Origin of the sequence: Paenibacillus terrae, from assembly GCF_000943545.1 — a bacterium.
Taxonomy (GTDB): Bacteria; Bacillota; Bacilli; order Paenibacillales; family Paenibacillaceae; genus Paenibacillus; species Paenibacillus terrae_A.
In genome coordinates, this window is the sequence record NZ_JTHP01000003.1 from 1 (window position 1) to 14,402 (window position 14,402).

Below are 14,402 nucleotides of genomic sequence, written 5' to 3' on the forward strand. Positions count from 1 at the left end.
TGTAATCTAACAGGAAAAGAAATCCAAGACCCATCCGCAATGAGTTGCCGAATAAGCTTGGATTACATAAGTCCCTCTTGGGTCAGAAAATATGACTTCTACACCTGCTGTCCGTTCACCTGAATATCCACAGCTACCTGCTGCCCCAGCCATTCCCGCATACGATTCCACGAAAAACACTGCTCCACGTGAAATACACCATGAGGAAGCTCAGAACGGTATAGCGCCAGCGCTGCAAAGACAGCTGCCTTGGCGGTTAAATCGGATTGATGATGTCCCCTTAGTTGGCATTCGACTTTCGTTTCCTTGCCATGAAGGGTTCCTCGCGCGTCTACCTTGACCGCCACCGCATTCCCTCCCAGATGCAGCTTGCTAAAGCTGCGAACCACTGCGTTACGCACGGATTTCTGTCGGAGTAAACCCGATATCCCTGTTGTCCGAAGCCCTGCCAAAAGCCGGGTAGTTAACCGGGAATCGAAGCAAAGACGTGTGCTGACCGTAGGAATTCCGAGCGTACGTGGAAGTGTATGCTGATCGGAAAAAGGGAAACGATACGCGCGGTGACGCCCCACTCCTGCGCCGAAGTCTGCCACTCGCCCGTCGCTAAAGCTTTTTCGAATCGCCGGGCGACCCTGTTCCATAACCTCCAAATCGGTATGAATCTGGTCCACTGTCCATTCAATGGCAGCCTGACCATGTTCGTCTCCTAAGCCCAGCATCAGAGATATGTTCAACTCATCCGTCTGATCCATAAGCTGCGTCGCTTGCAATGCTAACAGATTCGTCAACCCCGGGGCCAATCCCACACTTAGCAGGGCAGTAGCCTGATAAGCTCGTGCCTCCTGATGACACCGCTCCACCTGACTCAAGAAAGCTGCATTCGCGGTAATATCCATATAATGCACCCCATGCTGAAGGCAGGCACGTACCAAGTCTGTGTTTTCCTGATCCAGACACATGATAACGATCTTGGCCTGCTTTAAAATCGATGGGGCTATCGGCTCATGAATATTAAGCTGTAAAGGCAGTACCTTACCACCCGATTGCTTGCTAAATTCAGCGGCACGTTCCATGCTACGCCCTGCAGCAAACACCTTGCCGGGAAACATTTCACTTAGTTCCGTGCATAAAATTTTTCCAACATGACCATATCCACCAATGATGATAATGCTATCCTTTGTCATGAGTAAATTCTCCCCCTTTAACTGCAAACCACGCATTCACTAAAAAAGCACCAAAATACCGAGTAATATGGGTAAAGCCTGCATCTACCAACATTCCCTGTATTGCCGTATTGGACACCGGGTCTGACTCACGGCCAATGGAGGTAGCGAATCGCTCCCAATCCTCCAGGGGAATGCCCTGATCCAGCATATGACTTTTCCACGCCTGCATTTGAATGGAAAAGGCAGACTCCTGTGGATTTCCATTGATGGAGGCCAAGCAAAAAGGCGCGCCCGGTTTGAGACGAGCAGATATCTGTTGTAGCAATGCCCGTTTGCTCTCCAAGCTGTGAAGAAAATGAAGCACCAGCAGGCAGGTGGCAGCATCATACATCGGCTCCGCGTGTGATTCTTCGGTCTGTTTTCCAGACTGCTCCTTAGGCTGTTCTTGGAGTAGTTCTCCGGGCAGCTCTTCCAACGTGCCTGTGACAAATGATATTTTGGACCTTATACCCGCTTGCGCCACACGCTGACGTGCCAAATCCAGCATGCGTTCAGATGGATCAACTGCCGCAAAAGACCATGCCGCATGTTGTCCTCCGAGTGTAATCAGCTCCTGACCGCCGCCAGCCCCGATAATCAGTACATTCGGATCCGTCGCCTGCGTGCGGGTCTGAGCCTCAAGCTGTGCGGTTATCAAGCGGCCCGTCATCTCATACAGATGAGCATATCCCGGTATTTTTAAAGCAATCGTGTCCGGGTACTTGCTTACATTCGGATCGTTCCAGCTCATGGACTGGTTAGGAATTTTATGTTCAGCGCTTGTATGACGGCTATTGCCTGTGTGATGAGCGTCTATAGGATCGTTTGGCTTACTGCTGCTATATTCCATATATAGTTCCCTCCAAAATCGAACAGCTGGAAAAAGATGCAACTGGCCTTACATCTAGCCTTGATCTTCCCCTAGCATTCGTATATTGTTGATTTAATTGAGGATTTTGCAAAATCCTGAATTAAGAATCATTCTCAATTATAACGACTATACGTATATCCACCATCCCATAGATGTGGGATTTACTTCGATACAATGTTGCGAAACTCCAGCTTTTCACGATGGGAGCAATGTATGAGCGCACAATATACACAATTTTCACAGCTAAAAGATGCTCGACAGCAAATCATTCGACTGGGAGAAAAAGCCCCTTCATCGCAAGCTTACAAACATACGCTAATCGACCGCTTACGTACTCAGGTTCCGTTCAATGCGGCGTGTTGTACATCAATAGATCCGCATTCGCTACTTTCCACAGGGGCATTCACCGAATCAGGCGTGGATGGCATTCATTACAAGCTGTTAGAGTACGAATATCTGCGCAATGATGTGATGAAATACGACCAGTTGGTGCGGGAGGGGCAATCCATAGCGACTCTAAACGGAGCTACGGGAGGTCAACCGAATCGGAGCGCACGTTACAGGGATGTTTTGCAGCCTGCCGGATTCGGGGATGAATTACGTGTTCCGTTAATGTACAAAGGAACCTGCTGGGGATTTCTCACGTTGTTTCGCCTTCATACAGAGCTGGTATTTAGTGAGGAAGAGCAGCAGCTTCTTGAAGCCTTAGCGCCGTCCATTGCCTATCATTTACGTCAGGCCAGTGTGGGCTTATCTCCAGACTCCGCTATAATTATGGAAAATGATATGGAGCCAGGGGTTCTGGTGCTTTCTGGCAAGCTGGAGCCGATTTCCTCCAATCCAACGGCAGACCAGTGGCTTAAGTTGCTTCGGCAGCAGGAAGGCATCGACGAAAATAGCCTTCCCGCGCCCGTTCGGGCGGTATGCTTTCGCGCACTATCCACAGCCCTTCCGGGAGCTTTCACTACTTCCGCTTCACCAGCCAAACTATGTATACCCGCCGCAGACGCAGGAACCCCGTGGGTAACACTCAGGGCCACCCTTCTTCAGAGCGGGCAAAGTAAAGATGAAAAACAGCTTGCCGTATGGTTTGAGCCTGCTAAAGCATCTGAAATGCTGCCGCTCATGGCCGAGATGTTTGCATGGTCCGAGCGGGAAAGACAGCTTGTCCGGCTCATTGTTCAAGGCTTTTCGACCCGAGAATTGGCAAACGCACTTCATATTTCAGCCTACACAGTGCAAGATCATCTGAAAGCGATTTTCTTGAAAACAGGTGTAAGCAGCCGCCGTGAGCTGGTATGGAAGGTATATTCCAGATTCAACTAATTTCTATCCGCCTATTCCACAATAATACATGCCAAAAAGACAGATGACCCCATTAAGGATCATCTGTCTTTGCATGTTAGCTCTATTTGGACGCAAGAGCCTTATTGCTTCGAAGAGGTTTTCGTATCATCGTAGGACACAGGTGAAGGCTTCGCAATCCATTCGTCAGCCTCTGGTTCGATATCCACGCCGTTTTCCAGCTTGTTTTTCTCCATCAAGGAATCTCCGTCCTCGTTCTTCTTGTTGCGGATTTTCGCTTCGTCTTGAGTGTGGTCGCTCATGTTGATTCCTCCTTTTTGACTTCATCTGATTGATGTACCTTACTCAACATTCCCCATTGCCATCCTGTGCAAACCTCTACACAACCAGATGCCCTTTTTTCTCCGCCGGACCAATGGTTGCCTCAATCCCGGCATTAAACTCCAGAAAGTCGCTTTCTACTCCATCGCTGAAAATGACTCCATGTTCCGGCATCTGCGAAGCAATCCGCAGCGGTTTTTCGGCTTCCACCTGACCAAATACAAGATCCGCAGCAGTCGTCTGACTGGGAAATGGTTCTCTCACCGTAAAATATAGCGATGGCGAACTCCATGTTGCGCGGTTGTCATGACTATAGTCATCGTCACTGCCATGGTCGCGCCCGTTGCTTCTCCGGCCTCGTTGCCGTCCTTCTTCCACTGCTTCTTGACGGAAGGCGGCGCCCGGCACCAGATGATCTGGAGTCAGCGAAATTGGACACTGCGTAGCGCTGCCGACAATCCCTGCCGCCCCGGCAAGCACGCTGGTCAACCAGCCTGTCGCGCCCAGCCCCGTCGAAACGATGATGCCGCTGGAGGATTGCTGCTCTACCTGATCCTCCAGCCTCAGCTCATATCTCGCAGAAACATGAGTTTTGCGACCGATGAACAAATCGTTCACAGCGTACAACGACTGACCATCATTTAGCTGTGCCTTAGCCAGCGTAACCTCCTTGATCGGACGTCTGCGCACGAATACATCTGGCACAACCCAGCGCAAATCCGATACCGTAAATGGCAGCAGTACCCCGTCCCAACGCAGCGGATCTGGATTCACACCGATAAGCGGCTGCTCAGTCAAGTATTTTAACGTGTTGGCCACCAGCCCATCCTGACCCAGTACCACCACCGTATCCTGCTCACCAAAAATAAAATTAGGCACATGCTCCCGCTCCACAATCTGAACCCGGCCCAAGGCCGTCAGCTCCGACGTCGCCGTTGCCACCGCTCTGCGGTAATTTTCATCCTCCAGCACATAATCACTGAAATCCGCACCCAGCCGTTCAATAAAAAACCGGGCCTGCTGCACCGTGTTATACCGGACAATCAGCTCCTCCAGACGTGTTTTACGCTTCACCAAAATGATCTTGTGCTCTGTCATCCGGCTGCTCATCGACCTCTTCCTCTTGATCCTCTCGTTCCTTCCGATCCGCCTGTTCCCTGACCGGACATCAGACCTTGCAACAAGTCTGGTGTAATGTTTAGCTGACCGATTTTCCCTGCATTTTCTGCAAGCTCTTGGAATGCAATCGCAATCAGCTTATCCGGACTCATATCCATGTTCGCCATAGCCTGAAGCACGTTCGGCTCGACATCCTGCAACGATTTCATGACTGCCGTCAGCTCATAGGCCTTGGCATCGGCTTCCGCCTTTTTATTCGTTACGGTCAACTCAATCAGCACACGTTTTTTCTCCTCCAAAGCCGTGTCAAAACGCAGTTGCTCCTCCTTCATCTCGCTTTGCTTCTGCTTCACTGAACGTTCGGCATCGAGCTGGGTTTCGCGGATTTGCTTCTTTTTCGTCTCCACTGCAATTTCGGTGTTCAGCTCATTCTCCTTCACACGCCGCTCCTGCTCAATGGAAGCATTCCGACGCTCATATAGGGCGTGATCCGCATTGCGAAGAATTTCCTCCCTTGCCTGCGCCTCCAGCGCTCGCATCGTTTCTTTATTCGGTAAAATCGCCAAAATCGACAGTCCCATCACCTCAATACCGAGCTTTTCGATTTCCGCGTGTTGAGCGATATCCTTCGCCATACTTTGCGCCAAACGTTCACTGGATTGAACAGCCTCTTTGAGCGGAACACGCTCCAGATATTTTTTGGTCAGCACCTTTGCAATGTTAATCACCCGTTGGGCCAGCTTGCCAGGGTCATCCGAAATATAGCGATTTGCTTTCAAGTCATACGTATAATTCAAAATCTGCGTCGTTCTCCGATAATCCACAATCCGATAAGTCAGTTGTCCCTGCACGGTCACCGCCTGAAAATCATGGGTCATTTCCTCAAATATAAACGGCACATCAATAGAGGAAACAGGCACGACGACGACCGAGGTTGTTGGAGCGTAATAATAAAAGGATAATCCCACACCTTCCCGAACCACTTTCCCGTTCTTCACCTTCATCACATACTCACTAGGCTGAAATTTCACAAAATTAAATCCGAACATGGCAGATTCCTCGCCTTCCTTATAGTTTTTATTATATTGTTATTATCAATTTGTTATTAACAATAAAATAGCACACATCCTCGATAATATCAATACGACATTTATATAAAAGAAGGCCGTTCCCCCTCCGATACACTCGGTTAGAGGAAACAGCCTTATTGAAACAACTTATTTATCATCCACATTCCATTCCCTATAAAACTGCTCCAAATACATCTCCATCCATTGATGCCGGACCGCTGCCAGCTCTTTGGCATAAGCGGTATTCATTAAATCCTTGAGCTTTAACAGCTTTTCGTAAAAATGGTATATGGCACTTTTCCCCGCAGCACGATATTCATACTGTGAAAAATCCTTGTCCGGGTGATGCATCATGCTGCCTTTTGAGCCTGCATACATAAAAGTCCTCGCAATGCCAATCGCTCCAAGGGCATCCAACCGATCTGCATCCTGCACAACCTGACCTTCCAGCGTATTCATAGGCGGATTTTGTCCACCGTTGTAGGACATTGTAGCGATAATGGTCATCACATGCGTAATCACGCCCGGATCGCTTACATGCAGACGCAGCCAGTGCTCCACTTTGTCGAGTCCCGCTTGTTTGGAGTCGTTTAATTTTTCATCCGCTACATCATGCAGTAGCGCTGCCAGTTCACAAATAAACGTATCTGCGCCTTCTTTGGCAGCAATTTCGAGGGAAAGCTTTCTCACCCGGTCAATGTGCCACCAATCGTGACCACTGTGGTCATGCTCCAACTGCTGTTGTACAAAAGGTTCTGCCTTTTGAATAATATCTGCTAAAATAGCTTCCTGTTGCTCTGTTCGATTCTCCATAAGTCACCTTCCGCTCCCACCCTTGTATTCCAAGGCGAGTTATTTTAATTTCTAACGCTTGTTCATTTACCTATTCATTTGCTTATTGCGGATCATAGAAAGCGCCTTACGTGCTGCCAGCTTTAATCGCCCGGTTGCTGGCTCATACCCGTGATGTCCCAAAAGGGTACACCGCTCCTTATCTTTCTACTCAAAATCTGCTATATAAGGCCGAAATGGATAAGCTTTCTCTATTTTATTCTATATGGTGTATGGCATCCAACCTTTGTGATGGAGTTAGTGACCGTACAAAAAATAACTTCCAATTCCACATCAACAGTGGTCTCGGAAGTTATTTTGCGTTTTGCCTATCCTAGCTCTATCCTATCAGACTTATTTACGTATCTTACTCCACGACACCAAGCTCGCGGTTTTTTTCCTTGAAGCGGCTGTTGTGGGAAGATACATAGGCCACTTTATCTGCTGCGGGATCAATGTACAGCTTGGCGCTATTCAGCGCAAGGGCAGCATCCGTGAACGTACCCGCAATCAGATACAGCTTGCTTCCGTACTCGACAAAATCGCCTGCGGCGAAAACCCCTGGCAGATTCGTTTCCAGCTTCTCACTCACTCTGGCATGCCACTCACCCATATCCAGTCCCCAATCCCGAAGCGGGCCAAAATCCGATTTCAGACCATGGTTCACAATGATTGCATCGACGTTCAATACTTGTGTTTCACCCGTCTCTACATGACTGATCGTCACCTGTTCAATCGTCTCGCCATTATTACTATGTAGCTGGCTCACCGCGTAAGGTGTCAGGACTTGGACAGAAGACGCTTTCATGCGAACTATATTTTTCTCATGTCCGCCAAAATGCTCTCGACGATGGACTACTGTCACACTTGCGGCAATAGATTCCAGCTCATTCGCCCAATCCACAGCCGAGTCGCCTCCTCCGGAAATCAGGACATGCTTGCCTCGGAACGGCTCCAATTCTTGTACAGTATAATGCAGGTTTGTAACCTCATAGCGGTCAGCTCCTTCAATCTCCAGCTTGGCCATTTTGAGAATGCCATAGCCAACTGCCAGCACCACTGTACGTGTCCAATGCTGTTCCCCTGTCGCAGAGGTCAATAGGAAGGTTCCATCCTCTTGCCGATCCAAACCTGTGATCTGCTGTCCCAACACAATCGTAGGCTCGAACGTCAGCGCCTGCTGCTCTAGCTGATCAATCAGCTTTTCACATAATATCGGCGTGACACCTCCAACATCCCAAATCATCTTCTCCGGGTAAATGCGCATCCGTCCGCCCAGCTCATGCTTGGCTTCGATCAGCTTGGTCTTCATATCTCTCATTCCGCTGTAAAATGCGGTATACATACCGGCAGGACCACCGCCGATTATTGTTACATCATATAATTCCAAGGACTCTTTCACTCTGCAACTCTCCCTACCTTAGCGTGATATGTCTGCTCCTATTATAAGTGATAATAATTATCAATATCAATTAAGAATTAAAAACATATCCGATTCGGGGGTTTTTATGACCTTAGAACTACATTTTTATACGGTATATATGGCTGTTGTTTCTCTCATTTTCCTGAGGTATTCAGAGATTGCTGCACTATAGCACGTAACGTCTTCTCATTAAGTCCTGTCTGTACAAATTGAAAACGGTAATTTGCCAGTCTCTGTACGCGGTCTATGATCTGCCCCAAATGATAAGCCGTATGCTCCACCACATGGTAAACATTGTACATATCTATTGCGCCTGTGTTGTCCAATGCTGCGCAGAAGGATGAAAAAGCCTCTTCCACCTCAACCATAAGCTGCACCTTGTCTTGTACCGAAGGTATGAAGCTGTCCTCCATCCCTTGCTTATATGTAATCGTCGGATCTATGAGTTTGGCTGCGTTTCTACGCACATGTACCATGATATGGTTGACAATACCACCCATACTGTTCGTTTCCGCCTCACCAACCTGCCACAATACCTGTTCGTCCAAAACCTCGACGCAGGCCCGCAGCTTTACCAAGTATTGATCGTTCATTCTGTGCTTGGAGATGATTTTAAACTCACGCATGGAAAAATCCATATTCTCTCTGCTCCTCTCATATGAATTTTTCAAAAAAATGACTTCCCATCTATAATCCAATACTGCTCAGACCGAGGCACCTCGTTCAAAAAGTTTTGATATTCCCCATTCCACCCCGCTGGAACATAATGCTCAAACGATGCTGGCTCTGGAAACAGCGAATAGAGAATTTTCTGGTCAAAATCAACATACAGCGCAGGGCTGAACTCTAACACTTCATCCTTATGCTCAATGGCATCAGCCAGCATACTGAGCAGTAAGATTAGTTCATCAGCAGCTACTCTATATTCACAGATATGCCCCAAAAATGCTCCTGCCGTTGTTTCATCCAAAATGGGAATACCAAACCGTTCCTCCATTTCTGTATTCAGAAACCAATACTCTCTTTCAGTCACATACCAGTTCCATTGTCCTTCAAAAATGACACCCACAATGATGTTTTGCGCATATTCAGGCTGTAATTTCATAAGCTTTTTGCGCTACCCTCTTTCTCACTTTCTTGTTGTATATCATGACTTCGCAAAATATTTATTTGGGATACACGGTTCCGTTTAATGCCAATATAACAGATTCCAACGGCAGAATCGGACGTTATAGCAAGGTGTCTCCGAATAACCGTGGAGAATACAGACCCATGTATGAGCAAGCGTATATGCGAAAATCCACTTACAGTTCTATCCAAAATCGGTTCATACGCTTCCCGTCTTCCTCTACGTAATCCCAGTCCGGCATGCCCCCGTTTCGGAGGATTGTCTTTTTGGAGGCGATATTATCGGAGTCGCATACGACCAAAGCTCTGGAAATCCCCAGCTCTTTTGCTTTTTCCAGTGCCAGCGCAAGCATAGTAACAGCGTAGCTATTCCCCCGTGCGGAAGGACGGATGCCATAGCCGATATGCCCTCCGGCATTCAACAGCTTTTCGTTAAGCTCATGCCTGATGTTTACCGCTCCGACGACCTGCTCATTTGCAGTCACTAGCCAGTACGTTGAGGTTTTGACCCAGCCTTCTGGCAAGTCAATTCCATTTTCCTGATTGCTCAAAAAGGTCAGCAAGCCTTCAAAATCATACGGTTCTGTAGAAATTACCCACGGTACCATAAGCTCCTGACTCTTTTTCCATTCCTCATAAAAAGAAAGATAAGCTTCCTTCCATACTCTATCCGGCTTTACCAAGCTGACTGTTTGCACGTCAATCACGTCCTCATATTAAAATCTCAATTCTTCTGCCTAGTGTTCATATATCTCAATATCCGTGAATTTCCGGGCCCAATCTGTAAGCTGGCTCTACACCCCATAGTTTTTAACCGTTGCTTCCAAAGTTTCATTCGTGTCCTGTATCCACACCTGGCTCACCTCAAAGGTTCCGGGAGCGAAAAACAATGGGAATCTCTGCTTAAACCAATCCTGCATCGGCAGATCGAGCGCTTCCTCCATATCCACCCATAGCAGTTCTCCTTCTGGAGGATTTTCTAGCAGCTCCCCTTCACTCGCAGTAGCCAAATAGTTAAATACCATGTATCTTAACCCTTTGCTAGGGTCACAAAATTCGTCAATTCCTTTAAATACAATTTCCGTTACGGTTAATCCTGTTTCTTCCTTCACTTCACGAATGGCCCCATTCACAATGCTCTCTGGAAATTCTACTTTCCCTCCTGGCGCGATGTAACCTGGAAAGCCCTTTTTATCCGGTCTGTTGAGGAGCAGTACCTTTGTTCCATCCTGAATCATGCACATGGTATATATTTTGTGTGTTACTTCTGTGGTCAATCCGATCATACCTTTCTTTATCCCTATTCTTTATAGTATAACTTCTAGCTTTCCAGCCGACATATTGTAGCTCTCAACTTTAACTCCCTTTAGCCGCATATATTAGAGTCCTCGCTAGATGTTTTTCTTATAATAATAGTGCTTAAAGCCTCGGGGGGCGTCATCAATGACGCCGATCACTTCGTACCCATACTTTTCATAAAAATCGGGTGCTTGAAAAGTAAACGTGTTGAGTTGTATAAAAGCACACCCTTTATCTTTGGCGATTTGTTCGATCTCACCAAGCAATTGTGAACCATAGCCCTTCCCTCTGTAGCTCTGATCTATCCACAAAATATCAACCTCCACCCAGTTCCAACATAGCACACTTAAAAGACCACCGATTACCTGACCAGCGTCATTTTTGAGGGTAAGATTGATCTCCTCATACCGGGTTTGGATATCTTCAGGTATGTGTTTTGCGTTAAATTCAATCAGTTTGTTCCTGACAAATCGCGTTTCATCCCTACTACTTCGACTCATTTGAGGTTCCAGCGTCATGGCATAAATCCTCCAATTTAAATTAAAATTTATAATCGCTTGAAATAAGATTTTCACATTAAGCTTCATCGTAGTTACTGTTTTATATTGTATAAATATTTCCATGTAAAGTCACCTTCTCATTTTTCTTATTACACCAAAAAGATCACAGTAATGATTCGAGAAAAATCTTTCATTCGCCCAATCAACCGCAGAATCTCCGCCCCCTGAAATCAGAACACGCTTATCTTTAAATCTGGACAAATCTGTAATCACGTAATGAAGGTTCGTCAATTTCAGCTAATACCTTTTCGGATTCTGTCTTCTTATCGAAGAGGTCTGCTAATTTTGGCATTGCGTCATACATGCCACTACCTGCCTGTAAAGCAATGGTTGGAGCAATCCTGGATACCTTTGCATATACTTGTGCATCCATCCTGGAACTCAGGATACTTTGCAAATCACTCATAAGAGATCTGCTTCCTAGACTATAGTCAAGGAAAATCCCCGCCTCAGGACGGGGATATGAACCCTACTCCAGACAGGAGCAAGCAAAGGTATAATTTGTTACTCTTAGCAGAGAATAAACGAACGTATTCAGAAAATCGAAAGTAGGGGAACGGTTCATGATCCGTATTAGTCATTTGATTCACGAGAGATTTCTGTTCTTATTTAAATTTTTGCATTCGCCAGCCTATGTGGGTAGTGTAACACCAAGCTCCAGATTTCTAGCTAAAAAAATGATCGAATCCATTCCATGGAGTGAAATTCATAGCGTTGCCGAGCTTGGTGCTGGTACCGGGGCAATCACTCAATACATTCCATCTGCTGCAAAGGAACAAACCAAGGTACTGCTTTTTGAGAAGGATCAGACAATGCGACGAGATTTAAAAAAGAAATTTCCGAATTATCTTTGTTACTCCGACTCCCGTGAGCTTCAACGTGCTATGCAAAATGCCGAAATTGAAAAGCTTGACTGCATTATAAGCGGGCTGCCATTTTTTAATTTCCCCCAAGCGATGCGAGATCAAATTGTAGAACAGATTCACCTATCGCTCAAGGATCAGGGAATGTTTGTCGCCTTTCAATATTCTAAACAAATGAAGCAGCAGTTAGAGGAATGGTTTGATATTGAGGAAATTAAGTTTGTGCCTATGAACATTCCACCCGCGTTCGTCTATGTATGCCGAAGAAAGCATGATTAGGGGGAGTGATTATGGACGTTGAACATTTAATTTCCATCATCGAACAGTATGGCTATGCAGCATTATTTTTTTCCCTATGGCTCGGGATCGTTGGGCTACCCATTCCAGACGAAGTGATTGTGATGACTGGCGGGGCTGTAACCAGCATGGGAATACTTCAACCGTTACTCGCCTTTTTCATCGTATATCTAGGGGTTATATCGGGCTTGTCCTTAGGCTACGTATTGGGAAGATTCTTGGGCACAACCGTTCTCGATCGTTTACGACGAAAAAAGAAAATGGACAAGTACATTACATTTTCGGAAAATTTGGTACATAAATATGGTAATTTCACCATTTGCATCAGTTATTTCCTGCCGATTGTCCGTCACATCATCCCTTATATTGTCGGAATCAATAAAATGAGCTTCAAGCGTTATGCTTTGTTCTCTTACTCAACAGGCTTGATCTGGACGCTAATCTTCTTTTTACTCGGACATTTCTTCGGCGATCATGTACAAACAGCAGGAGAACTTATACATCGTTATGGCTTACAGATCGCATTGCTTCTCATGGTACTGGCCATACTATTTTTTATAATGAAATATGTTTGGGGGAAGAAAACAACTGAGGAGTAAAGATAGAGTATAATGAAGGATAGCTCTATTAAATTCAAGAAGACGTTTTTAAGTGTTTTATCACTTTAATTATCCCTTATTTATGGTATACTTTTCTAGTACAATATACGGCTATAGAGGGCGGTCGGCTAGTCTCCCAGAAGGGAGGTGATGCCCATGGAGGTCAAAGATGCTATCTCTTTAATGATCATGTTCGGCATGTTCATTCTGGCGTTACTTACCTACATGAAAAAGAAATAGACCGCCCTGACTAAGGAAAACGGTCTATTTCCGACCTTATCTTACGCGGCCGACTGCTCTTTATGCAGTTGTTGTATGCTGGAGCCGTGTTAGCGCACGGCTCCTTACTTATTCTTACCTCATTATAACCGATTTTATAACGTGATTACAGCTATAAAGTCAAATCATAATAATAAAATTCCTTGTCTCTGATATAGCTGTTTTTTTCATAAAACCTTAGAGCCGTCTTATTATCCCTTCCTGTTGTTAAACCCATTCCTTTGACTCCAGTTAGATAGAAGACGAAGGATACAATTGTGTAAATCCGATCAATTTATCTTCTTCTATATAATCTGAATTTAAAAGTTACCTAATGCGCCACTGCGCAGTCGGATGGTGCTTCCCATCGCCACCGCCCCCGGATTTCTTGAATAAAGCCTTTTATAAGGGTAGAAATCCGGGGAGGTGATGCTTCTGAAGCGAGCTTTCCTACGGAAAGCTTTGAAAGCGATCGCTTCGCTTGTACAGCACCATTCCGCCTACTCCGTTTTCCATGTACATTTTTTTAATTCAACTTATATATATCCTTTAGGAATAAAAACGACAGATGCCATTGCTACAAAACGATCATGTAGAAACTGTCGCGGCCTCTATATCCGATTCCTGGTTATAAAATGTTTCTAAACCCCATGAACACTCCCCAAATAAATTGAAGCTCATATCTATGTACAATATGTGTTAGTTGTTCTCCGGACATCCATGGCTTCGTATTTCCATACCCATTTTCTTCAAAATCCAGATTCTGTCTACATATTCAAAAAAATCATCCGGCATCCAATTCAATTCTAACCCGGTAAGTAACCATTATATTCTGTTTAGATATTGTTTATGGATTCAAAAAACAGTCTTAAATCCGTATAAAAGGGAGGTTTGAGCCGACTTAGTATGGAGTTCATGACTGCACTCCCTTAGGCATTATTTAATCTATTACAAAGCAGAGCAGTCCTGAATTACTCTTGTTTAGCGGAGTCAGAATTATTATCTTCAACTATTTCATTAACCAGTCTTTCATTTTCCAGCTCTTCATTTTTTTTATCTTCTAACTCTTTAGCTTTTTCCTCTTCAAGCTCTTTAGCTTTTTTATTCTCAAATTCTTCAATATGTTGTTCAATTAAATATTCAATCTGTTTTGCGATTGACCGCTTATCATGCTCAGCTATAATTTTAATTTTCTCAAAATTTTCTGGATTTAATCGTAGTGTGAACGCTTTTTTATTAGTTGTCATCGTTTA

Annotated in this window: 18 protein-coding genes and 1 pseudogene; 4 read left to right on the plus strand and 15 right to left on the minus strand. The window is 45.4% G+C overall.

The genetic code is table 11. From position 1 onward, the window contains the following. Nucleotides 1-98 precede the first annotated feature (98 nt). Nucleotides 99-1,184, minus strand: coding sequence for a saccharopine dehydrogenase family protein (locus tag QD47_RS02370; protein WP_044644615.1), 1,086 nt, complete (start codon nt 1,182-1,184; stop codon nt 99-101). After that, nucleotides 1,171-1,956 carry a class I SAM-dependent methyltransferase gene (locus QD47_RS02375; RefSeq protein WP_044644768.1) on the minus strand — a complete coding sequence of 262 codons (786 nt, stop codon included), beginning with the start codon at nt 1,954-1,956 and terminating at the stop codon, nt 1,171-1,173. Before QD47_RS02375 ends, QD47_RS02370 begins: the two co-directional genes overlap by 14 nt. Before the next feature lie 333 nt (nt 1,957-2,289). Between QD47_RS02375 and QD47_RS02380 the strand changes: the two genes are divergently transcribed. Next, a complete protein-coding gene (locus QD47_RS02380; protein ID WP_044644616.1) occupies nt 2,290-3,402 on the plus strand; it encodes a LuxR C-terminal-related transcriptional regulator in 1,113 nt (370 codons plus the stop codon). Between the two features lie 101 nt (nt 3,403-3,503). Here the strand turns inward: QD47_RS02380 and QD47_RS02385 are convergent, their stop codons facing one another. The 12 genes and pseudogenes from QD47_RS02385 to QD47_RS33670 form a co-directional block, all read right to left on the minus strand. Continuing rightward, nucleotides 3,504-3,683 (minus strand): hypothetical protein, encoded by a 180-nt coding sequence (locus tag QD47_RS02385; RefSeq protein ID WP_014280513.1) that lies wholly within the window; start codon nt 3,681-3,683, stop codon nt 3,504-3,506. 76 nt (nt 3,684-3,759) lie between these two features. Next, a complete protein-coding gene (locus QD47_RS02390; RefSeq protein WP_044644617.1) occupies nt 3,760-4,812 on the minus strand; it encodes an NAD(+)/NADH kinase in 1,053 nt (350 codons plus the stop codon). Further along, the gene (locus QD47_RS02395) at nt 4,809-5,870 is read right to left on the minus strand and encodes an SPFH domain-containing protein (protein ID WP_044644618.1); all 1,062 of its coding nucleotides are present in this window, start codon (nt 5,868-5,870) and stop codon (nt 4,809-4,811) included. The genes QD47_RS02390 and QD47_RS02395 overlap by 4 nt, the downstream gene beginning before the upstream one ends. 168 nt (nt 5,871-6,038) lie before the next feature. Continuing rightward, complete coding sequence (locus QD47_RS02400) at nt 6,039-6,704, minus strand: HD domain-containing protein (RefSeq protein ID WP_044644619.1); 666 nt, start codon at nt 6,702-6,704, stop codon at nt 6,039-6,041. A 385-nt stretch (nt 6,705-7,089) separates the two neighbouring features. Beyond that, nucleotides 7,090-8,124: an NAD(P)/FAD-dependent oxidoreductase gene (locus tag QD47_RS02405; RefSeq protein ID WP_044644620.1), complete on the minus strand. Its 1,035-nt coding sequence runs from the start codon at nt 8,122-8,124 to the stop codon at nt 7,090-7,092. 155 nt (nt 8,125-8,279) lie between these two features. After that, nucleotides 8,280-8,783: a hypothetical protein gene (locus QD47_RS02410; protein ID WP_044644621.1), complete on the minus strand. Its 504-nt coding sequence runs from the start codon at nt 8,781-8,783 to the stop codon at nt 8,280-8,282. Nucleotides 8,784-8,812: 29 nt separating this feature from the next. Beyond that, the gene (locus QD47_RS02415) at nt 8,813-9,250 is read right to left on the minus strand and encodes a hypothetical protein (RefSeq protein WP_044644622.1); all 438 of its coding nucleotides are present in this window, start codon (nt 9,248-9,250) and stop codon (nt 8,813-8,815) included. Nucleotides 9,251-9,449: 199 nt separating this feature from the next. Further along, nucleotides 9,450-9,971, minus strand: coding sequence for a GNAT family N-acetyltransferase (locus QD47_RS02420; RefSeq protein ID WP_044644623.1), 522 nt, complete (start codon nt 9,969-9,971; stop codon nt 9,450-9,452). A gap of 96 nt (nt 9,972-10,067) precedes the next feature. Next, a complete protein-coding gene (locus tag QD47_RS02425) occupies nt 10,068-10,559 on the minus strand; it encodes an 8-oxo-dGTP diphosphatase (RefSeq protein ID WP_044644624.1) in 492 nt (163 codons plus the stop codon). 105 nt (nt 10,560-10,664) lie between these two features. Next, nucleotides 10,665-11,090 (minus strand): GNAT family N-acetyltransferase, encoded by a 426-nt coding sequence (locus QD47_RS02430; protein WP_044644769.1) that lies wholly within the window; start codon nt 11,088-11,090, stop codon nt 10,665-10,667. Nucleotides 11,091-11,261: 171 nt separating this feature from the next. Next, nucleotides 11,262-11,366, minus strand: a pseudogene (locus QD47_RS34010) (thioredoxin reductase); the annotation flags it as partial. Continuing rightward, nucleotides 11,320-11,538: a hypothetical protein gene (locus QD47_RS33670; protein WP_044644625.1), complete on the minus strand. Its 219-nt coding sequence runs from the start codon at nt 11,536-11,538 to the stop codon at nt 11,320-11,322. The gene QD47_RS33670 and the pseudogene QD47_RS34010, both read right to left, overlap by 47 nt. Before the next feature lie 157 nt (nt 11,539-11,695). Here QD47_RS33670 and QD47_RS02440 point away from each other — a divergent pair, with 157 nt between their 5' ends. From QD47_RS02440 to QD47_RS32880, 3 genes are all read left to right on the plus strand, one after another. Then, complete coding sequence (locus tag QD47_RS02440) at nt 11,696-12,274, plus strand: class I SAM-dependent methyltransferase (RefSeq protein WP_044644626.1); 579 nt, start codon at nt 11,696-11,698, stop codon at nt 12,272-12,274. Between the two features lie 11 nt (nt 12,275-12,285). After that, nucleotides 12,286-12,891 (plus strand): DedA family protein, encoded by a 606-nt coding sequence (locus QD47_RS02445; protein ID WP_044644627.1) that lies wholly within the window; start codon nt 12,286-12,288, stop codon nt 12,889-12,891. 189 nt (nt 12,892-13,080) lie between these two features. Further along, complete coding sequence (locus tag QD47_RS32880) at nt 13,081-13,131, plus strand: putative holin-like toxin (RefSeq protein WP_229716897.1); 51 nt, start codon at nt 13,081-13,083, stop codon at nt 13,129-13,131. 989 nt (nt 13,132-14,120) lie between these two features. Here QD47_RS32880 and QD47_RS32885 read toward each other — a convergent pair. Next, nucleotides 14,121-14,396, minus strand: coding sequence for a type II toxin-antitoxin system antitoxin (locus tag QD47_RS32885; protein ID WP_052646709.1), 276 nt, complete (start codon nt 14,394-14,396; stop codon nt 14,121-14,123). Between the last annotated feature and the right edge of the window lie 6 nt (nt 14,397-14,402).